This is a genomic window from Luteibacter aegosomatissinici, from assembly GCF_023078495.1.
GTDB lineage: Bacteria > Pseudomonadota > Gammaproteobacteria > Xanthomonadales > Rhodanobacteraceae > Luteibacter > Luteibacter aegosomatissinici.
In genome coordinates, this window is the sequence record NZ_CP095742.1 from 3,548,849 (window position 1) to 3,563,405 (window position 14,557).

Below are 14,557 nucleotides of genomic sequence, written 5' to 3' on the forward strand. Positions count from 1 at the left end.
GGCCGTGACATCCGTCCCGCGCTGCACAACAGGGGGTGAAGGGGGCGTTTGCTAGAATCCTCGTTTTCCCATGAGCCGGACACCCCGTCCGAGCCTCGTCACAGGAGCCATCATGTCCGCCAAGATCCTCCAAGCGCTCGGCCTCAACGCCACCGAGTCCGGCACCTACCTCGGCCGCGGCGAGTGGGCCGCCACGACCGATGCCGGCACGCTGTCGCCGACCAACCCGGCCACGGGCGAGGTCATTGCCACGGTGAACGCCTCGAGCGCGGCGGACTACGAGACGATCGTGCAGCGCGCCCAGGAAGCGTTCGCCGTGTGGCGCACCACCCCGGCACCGCGGCGTGGTGAGGCAGTGCGCCTGTGTGGCGAAGCCCTGCGCAAGCACAAGGATGCACTGGGCTCCCTGGTCGCCCTGGAAATGGGCAAGATCAAGCCCGAGGGCGATGGCGAAGTGCAGGAGATGATCGACATCGCCGACTTTGCCGTCGGCCAGAGCCGCATGCTCTACGGCTACACCATGCACTCGGAACGCCCGGGCCACCGCATGTACGAACAGTGGCACCCGGTGGGCCTGGTCGGCATCGTCAGTGCGTTCAACTTCCCGGTGGCGGTCTGGGCCTGGAACGCGTTCCTGGCCGCGATCTGCGGCGATATCTGCCTGTGGAAGCCGTCGCCGAAGACCCCGCTCTCGGCCATCGCCACCATGAAGATCTGCAACGAGGCGCTGAAAGAAGCCGGTTTCCCGGACATTTTCTTCCTCTTCAACGACGCCGGCACGGCGCTGGCCGAGACGTTCGTTGACGACAAGCGCATCCCGCTGATCAGCTTCACCGGCTCCACCAAGGTGGGCCGCATGGTCGGCGAGCGCGTGTCGCGCCGCATGGGCCGCAGCCTGCTGGAGCTGGGCGGCAACAACGCCATCGTGCTCGACAAGTCGGCCGACCTGAAGCTCGCAATCCCCGCCATCGTGTTCGGCGCCGTCGGCACCGCCGGCCAGCGTTGCACCACCACGCGCCGCCTGATCGTGCACTCGTCGATCCACGATGCCGTGGTCGATACGCTGGTGAAGGCCTACGGCCAGGTGGAACAGAAGATCGGCGATCCCACCCTGGCGACGACCTTGATGGGCCCGCTGAACAGCCCCGAGGCCGTGCAGGCCTTCGTGGCCGCGGTCGACAAGGCCAAGGCGGCCGGTGGCAACGTCCGCACCGGCGGCAAGGCCCTGGCCGATCGCAAGGGCAACTTCGTGCTGCCGACCATCGTCACCGGCCTGAAGAACACCGATGACGTGGTCCAGACCGAGACCTTCGCCCCCATCCTGTACGTGATGCCGTTCGATACGCTGGACGAGGCCATCGCCATGCAGAATGCCGTGCCGCAAGGCCTGTCCTCGGCTATCTTCACCCAGGACCTGAAGGCGGCCGAGCAGTATCTCTCCGCGGCGGGTTCGGATTGCGGCATTGCCAACGTCAACATCGGCACCTCCGGCGCGGAAATCGGCGGCGCCTTCGGTGGCGAGAAGGAAACCGGTGGTGGTCGCGAGTCCGGCTCCGATGCCTGGAAGGTGTACATGCGCCGCCAGACCAACACCATCAATTACTCCGACGCACTGCCGCTGGCCCAGGGCATCAAGTTCGAGTTCTAAGCACCCGAGGCAACGCCATGGCCGACCTGCGCTCCACGGAACGATTCTCCGACCGCGTCGAGGACTATGTCCGCTACCGGCCGGATTACCCGAGGGCGCTGGTCGACTGGCTGCACGGCCTGGGCGTCAAGCACGACTGGGCCGTCGCTGACGTGGGCGCGGGCACCGGCATCTCGAGCAAGCTGTTCCTTGATGCCGGCCACCGCGTCACCGCCGTGGAACCTAACGCCGCCATGCGCGCCGCCGCCACGCAGTGGCTGGGCGCCGAGGGCCGTTTCCACGCCGTGGATGGCACCGCCGAAGCCACCGGCCTGGCGGATGGTTCCACCGACGTGGTAATCGCCGCGCAAGCCTTCCACTGGTTCGACCAGGCCAGGGTGCGCAAGGAATTCGCCCGCATCCTCTCCCCACGGGGACTGGTCGCCATTTTCTGGAATACGCGGCGCCTGGTGGGGACACCCTTCCTCGAAGGCTACGAACGCCTGCTGCACGAGTACGGCGTGGATTACGTCAGCGTGGCCGAGCGCTATGCCGATGATGACGCCATGGCCCGCTGGTTTGGCCATGGCTACCGCGGCATGGCGTCGTTTCCCCATGGCCAGAAGCTCGATTACGACGCGCTGCAGGGCCGGCTCATGTCGTCCTCGTATGCGCCCAAACCGGGGCACCCCAACCACGAGCCGATGCTGGCCGCCCTGCGCTCGCTCTTCAACGCGACGCAGGACGACGGCACGGTCGATTTCGATTACGACACCCGCGTATTCGCGGGCCGCCCGGACGCCTGATGTACGACCTGATCCGCCCCTTGCTGTTCAAGCTGGATGCCGAGACCGCCCACGGCCTCACGCTTTACGCCTCTGACGTGGCCCAACGCAGCGGCTTTTCCCACCTGGTGAACAAGCCGCCGGCCGATCTGCCGGTCACCGTGTTCGGCATCACGTTCCCCAACCCGGTAGGCCTTGCGGCCGGCCTGGACAAGAACGGCGAACACCTCGATGGCCTGGCCGCGCTGGGTTTCGGCTTCGTCGAGATCGGCACGGTCACGCCGCGCCCGCAGGCCGGCAATGACAAGCCGCGCATGTTCCGCCTGCCCGAGCACGAAGCCGTCATCAACCGGCTCGGCTTCAACAATGGCGGTATCGATGCGCTCGTACGCAACGTCGAGAAAGCCAGCTTCCGTGGCGTGCTCGGCATCAACATCGGAAAGAACAAGGACACGCCCAACGAGCGTGCCACCGACGATTACCTGGTGTGCCTGGAGCGGGCTTATCCGCTGGCAAGCTACATCACCGTGAACATCTCCTCGCCGAATACCCAGGGCCTGCGCGACCTGCAGGAAGAGGACACGCTGCGCCGCTTTATCGGCACGCTGCGCGATGCGCAGGAACGCCTTGCCGGCCAGCATGGCAAGCGCAAGCCGATGCTGCTGAAGATCGCCCCCGACCTGACCGATGCCGAACTCGACGCCATCGCCGAAGTGCTTCTTGCATCAGGCATCGATGGCGTCATCTGCACCAACACCACGATTGATCGCGATCGCGTGGCGGGCCACCGCTTTGCGAATGAAATGGGTGGCCTGTCCGGCAAGCCGGTCTTCGAGAAATCGACCGCGGTGCTGCGTGGCATGGCAAAACGCCTGGGTGGCCGCCTCCCTATTGTTGGCGTGGGCGGCATCCTGGATGGCGACGACGCCGCCACCAAGATGGAGGCCGGTGCATCGCTGGTGCAGGTGTACTCCGGCCTCGTATACCGTGGCCCCAAACTGATCAACGAAGCGGTTGCGGAAATCCGCCGCCGTGGGATCCTCGCATGACCCTGAACAACGCGCCCGTCGACATGGGCGGCTTCACCCTCACCTCCCACGCGCCCCTCGGCAGCCGCAATACGCTACGCGTGGATGCGCGTGCCAACCTGCTGGCCGAAGTACGCGATCCGCTGAAAATCCCGGAGATCCTCGCTTTCCCCGCCGTCAAAGGCGGCAAGGTGCTGGTGCTTGGGGAGGGCAGCAACATGCTGATCAAGGGCGACGTCGATGGCACCGTGCTAGCCATGGCCAATGCAGGCGTCGAAACGTTCCAGCGCGACGACCGGGTGCTGATCCGGGTCGCCGCGGGCGAACGCTGGGATGATTTCGTGCGCTGGTCGCTGGGCCAGGGCTACGCCGGGCTCGAGAACCTCATCCTGATTCCCGGCACCGTGGGCGCCGCCCCGATCCAGAACATCGGTGCGTACGGCGTGGAAGTAGCCGAGTTTGTCGACACCGTGGAAGCCTACGACACGCACGCCGGCGAATTCGTGGTGCTGGACAAGGCCGCGTGTGCTTTCTCGTACCGTGACTCCAGCTTCAAGCAACAGGCCGGCCGCTGGATCGTCGTCGCGGTGACCTTTGCCCTGCCCCGCGAACGCCCGTTATCGCTCGACTATGCAGGCATCCGCGAAGAAGTGGAGAAGATGGGGATCACCCGGCCCACCCCGTACCACGTTGCCGAAGCGGTCGTGCGCCTGCGTTCGCGCAAGCTGCCCGATCCGGCCGTGATCGGTAATGCGGGCAGCTTCTTCAAGAATCCGGTGATCGGCCAGGCCCAGGCGGATGCCCTCGCGCTGGCCCATCCCGGCCTGCCGGTGTGGCCGCATGCCGGGGGCACCGCCAAGATCTCGGCGGGCTGGTTGATCGAAGCCGCCGGCTTCAAGGGCGAGCGCGATGGCGACGCCGGCATGTCCAACCGGCACGCGCTGGTGCTGGTGAACCATGGGAAAGCCACCGGCCCCCAACTGTGGGCGTTTGCCCAGAAAGTCATTGCGGGCGTGCAGGCCCGCTTCGGCATTACGCTCGAACCTGAACCACTGGTCATCTGACTCCTACACGTATCGGGCACACAACAGCCGGGTGCGCAGGCGTAGCGCCCGTCGGTGTCATGACTGTGTCAAAGCACGGTCATAACCTCCCCGGGCGGCGTACCATCGGGTACGTCGTGAACCGCGACGAGGACTGACGCTTGGATACGATGACGACTGCCACCGAACCGACCGCACCCGCCAAGGCACCTTCCGCCAAGGCCCCGCCGGTGGTCGCGGATACACCCGCCATCGATCTCAACGACCCATCGCTGTATATCCACCGCGAACTCGCGCAGCTGCAGTTCAACATCCGCGTGCTTGACCAGGCACTGGATGAATCCAAGCCGCTGATCGAACGCCTGAAGTTTTTGCTCATTTTCTCATCCAACATGGATGAGTTCTTCGAGATCCGCGTGGCCGGGCTGAAGCAGCAGATTGCTTTCGACCACGAGGTGATTGGCGCCGATGGCATTCCACCGCGCCGCGTGCTGGCCGAAATTTCTGAAATTGCCCACCGCCAGATCGAGCGGCAATACGCCATCCTGAATGAGAAAATCCTCCCTGCCCTGTCGGATGAAGGCATCCGCATCGTGCGCCGCAACCAGTGGTCGCACAAACAGAAGCTGTGGGTGCGCCGATACTTCCGCAACGAGGTGGCGCCGCTGATCACACCGATCGGCCTGGACCCGACGCACCCGTTCCCGCGGCTGGTGAACAAGAGCCTCAACTTCATCGTGCAACTGGAAGGCACCGACGCCTTCGGCCGCGATTCGGGCCTGGCCATCGTGCCTGCGCCGCGCATCCTGCCGCGCATCATTCGCCTCCCGGCCGATGTGTGCGAAGGCGGCGATAATTATGTGCTGTTGTCATCCATCATCCATGCCCACGCGGATGACCTTTTCCCCGGCATGCGCGTGCTGGGCTCGTACCAGTTCCGCCTGACCCGCAATGCCGATCTCTCGATCGACCCGGAAGACGTGGAAGACCTGGCGCGCACGCTGCGTGGCGAACTGTTCTCGCGCCGCTACGGCGATGCGGTACGCCTGGAGGTGGCGGACAACTGCCCGAAGCCCCTGGTGGATTACCTGCTGAAGCAGTACTCCCTGGATGCCGATTCGCTTTACGAAGTGAATGGCCCGGTGAACCTGGCGCGCCTGTTCGAAATGACACTGAAGCCGGAATACGCCCGCCTGCAGTACCCGGCATTCGTGCCGGCGTTGCCCAAGGCGCTGGCCGATGCGGAGGATATGTTCTCGGTCATCGGCAAGCAGGACATCCTGCTCTATCACCCGTTCGAATCGTTCTCGCCCGTGGTGGATTTCCTGCGCCAGGCGGCGAAGGATCCGCAGGTGCTCACCATCAAGCAGACGCTGTACCGCAGTGGCGCCAATTCCGAGATCGTCGATGCGCTGGTGGAAGCCGCACGTGCCGGCAAGGAAGTCACCGCCGTGGTGGAACTGCGCGCCCGCTTCGATGAGGAATCGAACCTGAGCCTGGCCTCGCGCCTCCAGCAGGCGGGCGCCGTGGTGACCTATGGCGTGGTGGGTGTGAAGACCCACGCCAAGCTGGCCTATGTGCAGCGCCGCGAGAACGGCAAGCTGGTGAGCTATGCGCACCTGGGTACCGGCAACTACCATTCCGGTAACGCCCGCCTCTATACCGATTACAGCCTGCTCACCTCTGACGAGGCGCTGTGCGACGACGTGCACAAGCTGTTCCGGCTGCTCACGGGCATGGGCAAGGCGCTGAAGATGAAGCGCATGCTGTATGCGCCGTTTACGCTGAAGAAGACCCTGCTGGAACTGATCGCACGCGAAGCGAGCAACGCAGCCGCAGGGAAGAAGGCCGAGATCATCTGCAAACTCAATGCGATCACCGATCCGAAGATGATCCGTGCGCTGTACCGCGCAAGCCAGGCGGGTGTGAAAATCGAGCTGATCGTGCGTGGCATGTGCTGCCTGCGCGGTGGCATCCCCGGGGTGTCGGACAACATCCGCGTCCGCTCGGTGGTCGGCCGGTTCCTCGAACACAGCCGGGTCTACTGGTTCCACAACGACGGCGAGCCGGACCTGTACCTGGCCAGCGCCGACATGATGGAGCGGAACCTGGACCGCCGCGTGGAGACCTGCTTCCCCATCGAGGGCAAAAAGCTCCGCCAGCGGGTGCGCAAGGAGCTCGACCTGTACCTCTCCGACAACCACTCGGCCTGGCTGCAGCAGCCCGATGGGGCCTATGTGCTGGCCCAGCCGGCCTCAGGGGCGCCGGTACGCGATGCCCAGGCCCAGCTCCTGGAGCGTTACGCGGGGCTGGCCGCCCCCCAGGCGTGAACCTCGCCCCTGGGATATAGGGCCTTCACCTAGCCCGAACGGCAGACAAGACACAGTTTCGGCGGCAGTGCAGAATAAAACGGCTGTTGGGGGAGACGGGGCTTTCAGGTGATCGCATCGGATCCAGGCCGCGCGCCATGGGCGCGCCGCAGTGTCTTCGCAGGATTCGGGCATGGTCAAGCAGGGCCAACACGCATGGATCATCCGCCTGTGCCAGGCGGTGGCCTGCTGCGTACTGCTCGCGGCGGCCAGCCTCTCCCATGCAAACGATGCCCTTGGGGGCAACTGGCGCGAGGTACGCCCCGGTGACGACCCGGCCAAGGTCCTGGCCGAGGCATGGACCACACCCCTGCCCGCGTTCGATCCGGCCCGGATGCAGGCATTTCCCCATGCAGGCACCGGCACCTGGGTCATCCTTCGCCCCCTGCCACCGTGGACGGGGGGCGAGCGGGTACTGAGTATCCTGAATCCGGGGGCTGGCAAGGTCAGTCTCTATCTAGCCCCCGACCGTCTCTGGACGACGTCACTGGACGATTTTGGCCCGCCATTGCACGGCCACGGCCGGTTGATGTTTGCGATTCCGCCCGACGTACCGGCCTCACGACCGCTGCTGCTGAAGTTTGAACCGACGGACCAGGTGGCGGGTGCCGTCACGATGAGCCTGGACACCTGGCCGGATTACCTGCGCGACGACGCCAGCTGGCTCGTCTTCGCCACGGCATGCTTCGCCATCATGCTCACCATGGCGCTGATGGCCTTGTGCTTTACCTTGATCCTGCGCGACATGACGTTTGGCTGGTATGCCGCCTACCTGTGCTGCTATGCGCTGATCCAGGGCCTTAGGACGGGTTACGTCTTCCATCCGCTTGAGTTCCAGGCGCTGGCGGGCATGAGCGATTCGCTCGGTACGGCGGCGACGGCACTTTCCGTATCCTTCGCGGCCCTCTTCATGCTGCGCTTTTGCAAGGTGGACGATTACGTACCGCTGCTGCGCACACCGGTGCTGGCCTTCGCGATTGGCATGCCGGTCATCGCCATTTGCCAGGCGACGGGCATTGCGCTGCTGGTGGGAACCGCCCATCTCCTGCTTCAGCCCCTGCTGCTGATTGGCGCGCTGCTGCTACTCATGGCCGGTGGGATCGCCGCGATGCGCGGCTCGCGGCACGCGTGGTTTTTCCTGGTGGGCTGGACCCCGCTGCTGCTCCTTACGGCCGCATGCGGCGCCCAGCTGCAGGGCATGTTCGCCAGCGCCCCGTGGCTGCCGGATGCCGCCATTGCCATGGGCGCCTTCGAGGCGATCGTGTTGTCCATCGGCCTTTCCGATCGCGCGCTGACCATTCGCCACGACCGTGACCAGGCGCGCAAGCTTGCCGATGCCGACCCATTGACCGGCGTACTTAACCGGCGCGCGTGGACGGACGCCGCACTTTCCGTGCTGGACGAAGGCATGGGGCGCCCGGTGGCGCTGCTGTTCCTGGACCTGGATCACTTCAAGGCGCTGAATGATCGCCACGGCCATGCGGCGGGCGACCGCGCGCTGGTTGCCGTGGCCGGCGCCCTGCGGCATGAGCTGCGACCCAGTGATTTGCTTGGCCGGTACGGCGGCGAGGAATTCGTAGCGCTGCTTCAGGGGGCCGAACGGGAACACGTCATCCAGATCGCGACACGCCTGTGTCGCCGCGTCAGCCGGCTGGATGTGCACGTAGGCGACAACGAACCCCTGACCGTATCTATCGGTGTGGCGATCCGCACGCCGGCCGATACAGTGCAATCCCTGATCGAACGCGCCGACCAGGCGATGTACGCCGCCAAGCTGGGCGGGCGTAACCGCGTCATCTGCTCCGGCCCGGCCGGCCCCACCCTGGTCCGCACCAAGGCCGCCCCCAAACGGTAGGAGCGCGCTTGCGCGCGAAAAGCCAACGAAGCGGTGACGCGCCAACCCATCGCGCGCAAGCGCGCTTCTACGCGAGTTTCGCTGCCGCAGCCACGATATCGTCATCGCCCGGCAGAACCAGGAACGCGGCGCCTGCGAGTGGCGTGAACGTATCCGCACCGACCACGCGGTGGAGCGGCACGCTGCCGAACCCTGCCTCGACAATGGCAGTGATCACGCCCTCGCCCACGCCGGCACTCTTGCGGCCTTCATCCACGACCATGATGCGCTTTGCTCCCTTCGCCTGCGCAGCGATGAAGGCATCGTTGAGCGGCACGAGCCAGCGCAAGTCCACCACGCGCACGTTCCAGCCGCGCTCCGCTTCAATCCGGCGGGCGGCACGCAGGCTCATGGGCACGCCATTGCCAAAGGTAAAGATCACCAGGTCGTCCGCCGCGTCGTTGTACACGCGACCCTCACCCAGCGGCATCGCTTCGCCCGGTGCCGGATAGCTGAATTGCCACTGGCCGTCGCCGGCTTCGTAGAGATCCTTCGTCATGTACAACGCAATGGGCTCGAGGAACGCCGTGACGCGGCCATCGATCTTCGCCAGCGCCGCGAGCGTGCGCAGCATGGTCGCCGCATCATCACCACGGCTGGGGCAGCCCACCACCAGACCCGGGATATCGCGCAAGGCGGTGATCGAATTGTCGTTGTGGAAATGGCCGCCGAACCCACGCTGGTAGCCGAGCGAGGCCACGCGCATCACCATCGGGTTGCGGTACTGGTCGTTGGAGAAGAACTGCAACGAGGCCGCCTCGCCACGAATCTGGTCGCATGCGTTGTGGAAATAGGCGAGGTACTGGATCTCGGGCAACGGCAGCATGCCCATGTTGGCATAGCCCTGCGCCAGGCCCAGGATCATCGTCTCATCGAGCAGCGTGTTGAACACGCGCGCATTGCGGAAAGCCTTGTGCAGGCCCTTCGTCACGGTATAAACGCCACCCTTCTGCGCCACGTCTTCGCCGAACAGCAGGCTTTCGGGGTACTTCGCCATCAGGTCATGCAACGCCTGGCCCACCTGGATGGCCAGGTGTTTCGGCGGCTGCTTCTCGGGGAGTTTCTCCGCACCACCGAAGGCGCGTTCGCGCTCGCCGGCATCGCCCATGCGTTCGGCCTCGGCACGCACCGCATCCGGCGTATACGGAGCCAGCGGCCTGGTTACCTCGGCCAGGCTGGTGATCTTCGGCCGGCGATCCGCCTCTTCTGCGGCTTCGAAACAACGCTTGCGAATGCGATCGTACAGCCCGAGCAGGCTATCACGGTCATACACGCCCGAAGCCAACGCGATCGTGGCACTGCGCAGCAAGGGATCCGTCGCTTCCAGCGCCACCAACTCTTCCACCGAGCGCCACTCGATCTCGAAATCCGTGCCGGCGTGGCCCATGACGCGCGTGGTATTCAGATGCAGGAACGTGGGCCGGCGCGTGTTGCGGCAGTGATCCACGGCGCGCTGCACGCCCGCGTAGCCGCCGGCAAGGTCAAGCCCGTCGGCGTAGAAGTAATCAAGGTTGGAACGACGTTCGAAGTTGCTCGCCACCCAGCCACTGGGTGTCTTCACCGAAATACCGATGCCGTTGTCTTCGCAGATGAAGAGCACCGGCGCCGGCAACTTCTGGTACGCGGTCCATGCCGCGGCGTTGAATGCGGTCTGCGCGGTGGCATGGTTGGACGAGGCGTCGCCGAACGAACACAGCGCGATCGAATCCTCGGGAATGGGCAGCGCGTGGCCGATACGCTTACCCTGTTCGATCGCGACGGCGGTGCCCAGCGCCTTGGGCAGGTGCGACGCGATCGTGGACGTCTGCGGAAGCACCCACAACGGCTTGCTTCCCCACACCTTGTGCCGTCCGCCCGAGGCTGGATCCTCGCTACTCGCAGCGAACGAGAGCGCGGAGTCCATCACAGGATCCATGCCCGGCAGCTTGCGGAAGCGCTCGGCCATGAAACCGCCGCTGCGGTAGTGCAGGAACGCCGGATCGGTGTGCCGCGTTGCGCGTGCCACCATCGCGTTGCCTTCGTGGCCTGACGAACCGATGGTGTAGAACACCTTGTTCTGTACACGCAGCACGCGCGCCATGAGGTCGAGGTGGCGGCTGATCAGCTGCGATTCGAGCAGATCGCGGAACCCCTTCACATCGAGCGAGCTACCCGGCAGCACCGGCTCGTCGTCGCGCGGTGCACGGGCGACATCGCCCTGCCAGAACTGCACGAACTCGACAAAGTTCTGGTCGACGATCTCGGCGCGATTGAAACCCTTGTGGCGGGCAGCGATGGTGTGCGGGACGGACATGATGTGCTCGGGGAGAATGGGTTCAGGCAGCCATCGGCGAGAAGCGCGGCTGGGCGCGCACGCGCTCCAGCCATGCGCCGACGCGCGGCCACCGGGAAAGATCGAAACCGCCATCGGCGGCGCAATGGGTGTATGCGTATAGCGCGATATCGGCTACGCCGAAGGCGCCCCCGCTGAAATAGCATTCGCTGCCGAGGTGATCTTCCATCACGTCGAGTGCGTTGCCACCGCGCTCCAGCAAGCGGGGAATCTCCGCCTGGCGCTCGTGGCCTTCCGGCAGCCAGCGGCGAACAAAACGCGCCACGGCGATGTAGGGCTCGTGGCTGTATTGTTCGAAGAACAGCCACTGCAGGGTACGCGCGCGGTCCCAGTCGTCGGCGGGCAGGTACGACGAACCTTCCGCGAGGTAGCAAAGGATCGCGTTGGATTCCGCCAGACGGCGCTCATCATCCAGCACAAGCAACGGCACCTTCCCGTTCGGATTTAGCGCAAGAAATTCAGGCGTACGCGTGGCCCCCGCGGAGCTGTCGGTGTCGACCCAATGGTAGGGTCGATCCAGCAGATCCAGCAGGAGTTGCACCTTGTAGCAATTGCCCGACGACCGCAGACCGTACACGGTCGGGATAGCGATGCTGCTCTCGCTCACAGGATGCTCCGGCAAACAGGGAATCTAGCGGCGACCCGAAAGCCATTGCTCACGGGTCTGCCCCCACAGGTCGACGACATCACCTTCGAACGGCGCAGGTAGCGTACCGGGCCCGAGCAAGGTGGAGCCCAGCTTTTTCGCGACGCTGATGGAGGCGACATTGTCAGGGTTGATCGAATGGATGACCTCGTTCCAGCCGAGGTTTTCGAAGGCCCAATCCATCGAAGCGGCAGCGCCTTCGGTCGCGTACCCCTTGCCCCAGGTCTCGCGCAGCAGGCCCCAGCCAATTTCATGCCCCGGCCAGCCTTCGGGTTGCCACGGGCCAAGCCGACCTACCCAGCGCCCAGTGGCACGCTCGATGACCGAAAACATGCCGAAGCCGAGGATGCTCCATGAGCCCGCCATGGTCATGAAATTGCGCCATGCGATGGCCCGCGGTTGCGGGCCGCCGATGAATCGGTTCACTTCCGGGTCGGCCATGCACGCGGCCCACGCGTCGAAATCCTCCGCCGCGGTTGGCCGAAGGATCAGCCGGTCGGTTTCAATGCGCGGGCCGTGCATGGCGCCGCGATCAGAACGCGTTGATGCCGGTGAGCTCACGGCCTACCACCAGCTGGTGCACCGTTTCGGTGCCTTCGTAGGTGATGACCGATTCCAGGTTCAGCGCATGGCGAATGGCCGAATGCTCGGTCGTGATACCGGCGCCACCCAGGATATCGCGGCACTCGCGGGCGATATCCAGCGCCATGCGCACGTTGTTCCACTTGGCCAGCGATACCTGGGTGGGCTGCATGCGGCCGGCATCCTTCAAGCGGCCCAACTGCAGCGACAGCAGCTGTGCCGTGGTGATGCGGCGGGCCATGTCGGCCATCTTCAGCTGCACGGCCTGGTTGGCGGCTAGCGGGCGGCCGAACAGGATGCGCTGCGACGAGTAGTCCATGACCTCTTTCAGGCAGGCCTGCGCCGCGCCGATCGGGCCCCAGGTAATGCCATAGCGCGCCTGGGTCAGGCAGCCCAGCGGACCCTTCAGGCCCTTCACGTTCGGCAGGCGCGCGCTATCGGGCACACGCACATCATCGAAGAACAGCCCCGAGGTCACCGAGGCGCGCAGGCTCATCTTCTTGTGCACTTCCTGCGCGGCGAAACCCTTGGTATCGGTCGGGACGATGAAGCCCTGGATGCCGTCGTCGGTCTGCGCCCACACGATGGCGATGTGTGCGAGGTTGCCGTTGGTGATCCACATCTTGGCGCCATTGATGACCCAGTCGCCGCCATCGCGGCGCGCCACGGTCTTCATGTTGGCCGGATCCGAACCGCCGTGCGGTTCCGTGAGGCCAAAGCAGCCGATGACCTCGCCCGCCGCCATGCGCGGCAGGTATTCGCGCTTCTGCTCTTCCGAGCCGTAAGCGAAGATCGGGTACATGCACAGCGAGCTCTGCACCGACGCAAAGCTGCGCAGGCCGGAATCACCGCGCTCCAGTTCCTGGCAGATCAGGCCATAGCTCACGCCGTTCATGCCGGCGCAGCCGTATTCCTCGGGCAGCGTGGCACCCAGCAGGCCAAGCGAGGCGATCTCGGGAACGAGCTCCGCCGGGAAGCGGGCCTGGTCGAAGGCATCGCCGATGATCGGCAGCACTTTTTCATCGACAAAGCGGCCGACGGCATCCTGCACCATGCGCTCCTCTTCGGTGAGCAGCGAGCGGACGTCGTAAAGATCGAGCGGGTCGAGACGATGGGCCATGCGGGGACTCGTAAGCGGCAGCCGGAAAGCCCTTGATTGTAGACCTGTGTGAAGGAAGGGTCATGGCGGGCCGCAGCAATCCATGGGACGGCCGGGCGCCCGGACCCGTTCTGGCCCTGGCCCCACGGAGCGCCGCACGCGGGCGGCCACGGGACGTGGTGGGGGCCCGGCAGGCACCATGCGCCTGCGAAGGGTGTGTCGCCGGGTAATCGATTACATAATGGCCTTGCTCACCGTCACCTGGCCTTCCCCATGTTCAAGGGTGTGATCCTCGGTTTCGCCTGCTACGCGGCCTACGCGTGGAGCGACGCGTTCGTGAAGTCGCTGGAGGGCACCCTGCCCGCCTACGAGGCCGTCTTCTTCGGCGCCGTGCTGGCCCTGGCCGCCCTGCCCTTCCTCAAAAAGCCGGGCGACCGCTGGAGCGAGATCGTGGTGTCTAAGATGCCGGGGTTGTGGCTGCTCCGCGCCCTGGCCGGTGCCATCGGCAACGTCACCGCGGTCATGGCCTTCACCGCGCTACCCATGGCCGAGGCGTTCTGCCTCATCTTCCTGCTGCCGATCTTCGTCACCATCCTCTCGGTGATCTTTCTGCGCGAGCACGTGGGCTGGCGGCGCTGGTCGGCCGTGGTCGTCGGGTTCCTGGGCGTACTCGTGGTGCTGCGCCCCGGGTTCCGCCACCTGGGGACCGGTCATGTCGCCGCGATCATCTGCGGGATCACCGGCGCCCTTTCGATCATCGCCTTGCGCATGGCGGGCGCTAACGAGAAGCGCATTACGCTGTATGGCGCCGGTGTGGTCGGGCCCATGCTCGCCGGCTTCATCATGATGCTGCCGCACTTCGTGTGGCCCGATCTACACCAGTGGCTGCTGATCCTTGGCTACGGTGGCTTCGCCGCCATCGGCGCTGTCCTCCTGATGCTGGCCACGCAGCATGCACCCGCAGCGCGCGTGGCGCCCACGCAATACAGCCAGATGCTGTGGGCCATCCTGTTCGGCTACCTCATCTTCCACGACCACCTCGACTGGCCGATGCTCATCGGCATCGTGCTCATTCTCGGTGCCGGCCTGTTCACGTTCGTGCGTGAGGAAAAGAAGACCGACTGGTGGCGGTGGACGAACATCGTCTAATCG

General features: G+C 65.2%; 11 protein-coding genes. 7 read left to right on the plus strand and 4 right to left on the minus strand.

Annotated features, from left to right (window positions below):
• The first annotated feature begins 112 nt into the window (after positions 1-112).
• The 6 genes from amaB (at position 113) to L2Y97_RS16005 (ending at position 8,707) form a co-directional block, all read left to right on the plus strand.
• Entirely contained in the window at positions 113-1,648 is a 1,536-nt protein-coding gene (gene amaB, locus L2Y97_RS15980) for an L-piperidine-6-carboxylate dehydrogenase (protein ID WP_247428511.1), read from the plus strand.
• A gap of 17 nt (positions 1,649-1,665) precedes the next feature.
• Positions 1,666-2,433: a class I SAM-dependent methyltransferase gene (locus L2Y97_RS15985; protein ID WP_247428513.1), complete on the plus strand. Its 768-nt coding sequence runs from the start codon at positions 1,666-1,668 to the stop codon at positions 2,431-2,433.
• Positions 2,433-3,461 (plus strand): quinone-dependent dihydroorotate dehydrogenase, encoded by a 1,029-nt coding sequence (locus tag L2Y97_RS15990; RefSeq protein WP_247428515.1) that lies wholly within the window; start codon positions 2,433-2,435, stop codon positions 3,459-3,461. The genes L2Y97_RS15985 and L2Y97_RS15990 overlap by 1 nt, the downstream gene beginning before the upstream one ends.
• A 23-nt stretch (positions 3,462-3,484) precedes the next feature.
• Entirely contained in the window at positions 3,485-4,504 is a 1,020-nt protein-coding gene (murB, locus tag L2Y97_RS15995; RefSeq protein WP_247436836.1) for a UDP-N-acetylmuramate dehydrogenase, read from the plus strand.
• Positions 4,505-4,653: 149 nt separating this feature from the next.
• Positions 4,654-6,813: a polyphosphate kinase 1 gene (gene ppk1, locus L2Y97_RS16000; RefSeq protein WP_247428517.1), complete on the plus strand. Its 2,160-nt coding sequence runs from the start codon at positions 4,654-4,656 to the stop codon at positions 6,811-6,813.
• A 172-nt stretch (positions 6,814-6,985) separates the two neighbouring features.
• Positions 6,986-8,707, plus strand: coding sequence for a GGDEF domain-containing protein (locus L2Y97_RS16005; RefSeq protein WP_247428519.1), 1,722 nt, complete (start codon positions 6,986-6,988; stop codon positions 8,705-8,707).
• A 67-nt stretch (positions 8,708-8,774) separates the two neighbouring features.
• On the opposite strand, the gene L2Y97_RS16010 is transcribed toward L2Y97_RS16005, so the two are convergent.
• From L2Y97_RS16010 to L2Y97_RS16025, 4 genes are read right to left on the minus strand one after another with little or no spacing between them, the layout of a single operon-like run.
• Entirely contained in the window at positions 8,775-11,039 is a 2,265-nt protein-coding gene (locus tag L2Y97_RS16010) for a thiamine pyrophosphate-dependent enzyme (RefSeq protein ID WP_247428521.1), read from the minus strand.
• 22 nt (positions 11,040-11,061) lie between these two features.
• Positions 11,062-11,685 carry a glutathione S-transferase family protein gene (locus L2Y97_RS16015; RefSeq protein WP_247428523.1) on the minus strand — a complete coding sequence of 208 codons (624 nt, stop codon included), beginning with the start codon at positions 11,683-11,685 and terminating at the stop codon, positions 11,062-11,064.
• 24 nt (positions 11,686-11,709) lie between these two features.
• A complete protein-coding gene (locus L2Y97_RS16020) occupies positions 11,710-12,246 on the minus strand; it encodes a GNAT family N-acetyltransferase (protein ID WP_247428525.1) in 537 nt (178 codons plus the stop codon).
• Between the two features lie 10 nt (positions 12,247-12,256).
• Complete coding sequence (locus L2Y97_RS16025; protein ID WP_247428527.1) at positions 12,257-13,426, minus strand: acyl-CoA dehydrogenase family protein; 1,170 nt, start codon at positions 13,424-13,426, stop codon at positions 12,257-12,259.
• Positions 13,427-13,678: 252 nt separating this feature from the next.
• Here L2Y97_RS16025 and L2Y97_RS16030 point away from each other — a divergent pair, with 252 nt between their 5' ends.
• Positions 13,679-14,554, plus strand: a complete 876-nt coding sequence (locus L2Y97_RS16030) for a DMT family transporter (protein ID WP_247428530.1) — start codon at positions 13,679-13,681, stop codon at positions 14,552-14,554.
• The last annotated feature ends 3 nt before the right edge of the window (positions 14,555-14,557 follow it).

Coding starts and splice junctions, on each gene's coding strand:
- L2Y97_RS16010 (WP_247428521.1), bottom strand. CDS start 11,039: ATGTCCGTCCCGCACACCATCGCTGCCCGCCACAAGGGTTTCAATCGC.
- L2Y97_RS16020 (WP_247428525.1), bottom strand. CDS start 12,246: ATGCACGGCCCGCGCATTGAAACCGACCGGCTGATCCTTCGGCCAACC.
- ppk1 (WP_247428517.1), top strand. CDS start 4,654: ATGACGACTGCCACCGAACCGACCGCACCCGCCAAGGCACCTTCCGCC.
- murB (WP_247436836.1), top strand. CDS start 3,485: ATGGGCGGCTTCACCCTCACCTCCCACGCGCCCCTCGGCAGCCGCAAT.
- L2Y97_RS15990 (WP_247428515.1), top strand. CDS start 2,433: ATGTACGACCTGATCCGCCCCTTGCTGTTCAAGCTGGATGCCGAGACC.
- amaB (WP_247428511.1), top strand. CDS start 113: ATGTCCGCCAAGATCCTCCAAGCGCTCGGCCTCAACGCCACCGAGTCC.
- L2Y97_RS16030 (WP_247428530.1), top strand. CDS start 13,679: ATGTTCAAGGGTGTGATCCTCGGTTTCGCCTGCTACGCGGCCTACGCG.
- L2Y97_RS16005 (WP_247428519.1), top strand. CDS start 6,986: ATGGTCAAGCAGGGCCAACACGCATGGATCATCCGCCTGTGCCAGGCG.
- L2Y97_RS16025 (WP_247428527.1), bottom strand. CDS start 13,426: ATGGCCCATCGTCTCGACCCGCTCGATCTTTACGACGTCCGCTCGCTG.
- L2Y97_RS15985 (WP_247428513.1), top strand. CDS start 1,666: ATGGCCGACCTGCGCTCCACGGAACGATTCTCCGACCGCGTCGAGGAC.